Genomic DNA, 831 nt, shown 5'->3' with positions numbered 1-831 from the left:
GCGCCGCCCGTCTTGGCCAGCACCTTCGTGATGGCCGCCGTCAGCGACGTCTTGCCGTGGTCCACGTGCCCAATCGTTCCGATGTTCACGTGGGGCAGGCTGCGATCGAACTTTTCCTTGGACATGACACTCCTCGAAAAATGGAGCCCTGAACCAGGATTGAACTGGTGACCTCATCCTTACCAAGGATGCGCTCTGCCAACTGAGCTATCAGGGCTTGGCGATTCACTACAACGGTTGGAGCGGGAAATGGGATTCGAACCCACGACATTCAGCTTGGAAGGCTGACGCTCTACCAACTGAGCTATTCCCGCATTGCCGAGTGGAGAGAGGTGGATTCGAACCACCGTAGGCGTTGAGCCGGCAGATTTACAGTCTGCTCCCTTTGGCCGCTCGGGCATCTCTCCAGATATTCGCTTGTCGTGCTTCGTGCTGCTCTCTACACCATCCTGTTGCGTCCCGGGCCCTTATCCGCGGCCCGTCCTACCTGGCCGGCGGCGGGATTTGAACCCGCGACCTACTGATTACAAATCAGTTGCTCTACCGACTGAGCTACACCGGCATCCAACCAGCAACTGCCCCGCCCTACCTCATCCCGAGCGGACCGTCAACCCCTCACAGCGGCTTGAGCGGCGCGACCTTTTAAAAGCCCCCACTCTCCAAGTCAAGGAGATTGATCCGGGGTCGTCAGCGGGAAGGCCGCCCCCGCTGGCGGGCGACCTCGTATAGCAGAATCGCGGCGGAAACCGACGCATTCAATGAACCGACCTGACCGCCCATGGGAATCCGGAGGCGGAAGTCGCAGTGCTTGAGGACGCCTTCCCTCACGCC

Annotated in this window: 2 protein-coding genes and 4 tRNA genes; all 6 read right to left on the bottom strand. The window is 60.0% G+C overall.

Going from position 1 to position 831, the window contains the following annotated elements; translation table 11 throughout:
• A partial coding sequence (locus D7Y11_RS42745) for a GTP-binding protein (protein WP_233588040.1) occupies positions 1-125 on the bottom strand: 125 nt, incomplete at its 3' end.
• Between the two features lie 16 nt (positions 126-141).
• Positions 142-217, bottom strand: a tRNA-Thr gene (locus tag D7Y11_RS42740).
• Positions 218-238: 21 nt separating this feature from the next.
• Positions 239-314: transfer RNA gene (locus tag D7Y11_RS42735), tRNA-Gly, on the bottom strand.
• Between the two features lie 9 nt (positions 315-323).
• Positions 324-407 (bottom strand) — tRNA-Tyr (locus tag D7Y11_RS42730).
• An 82-nt stretch (positions 408-489) separates the two neighbouring features.
• Positions 490-562: transfer RNA gene (locus D7Y11_RS42725), tRNA-Thr, on the bottom strand.
• Positions 563-687: 125 nt separating this feature from the next.
• Positions 688-831: TrmH family RNA methyltransferase (locus D7Y11_RS42720; RefSeq protein ID WP_148139295.1), on the bottom strand; the 144-nt coding region annotated here is incomplete at its 5' end.

Origin of the sequence: Corallococcus sp. AB018, from assembly GCF_003986945.1 — a bacterium.
GTDB classification, from domain to species: Bacteria; Myxococcota; Myxococcia; order Myxococcales; family Myxococcaceae; genus Corallococcus; species Corallococcus exiguus.
Note: the sequence above shows the minus strand (reverse complement) of the source record. Positions and strands in the feature narration are given on the sequence as shown.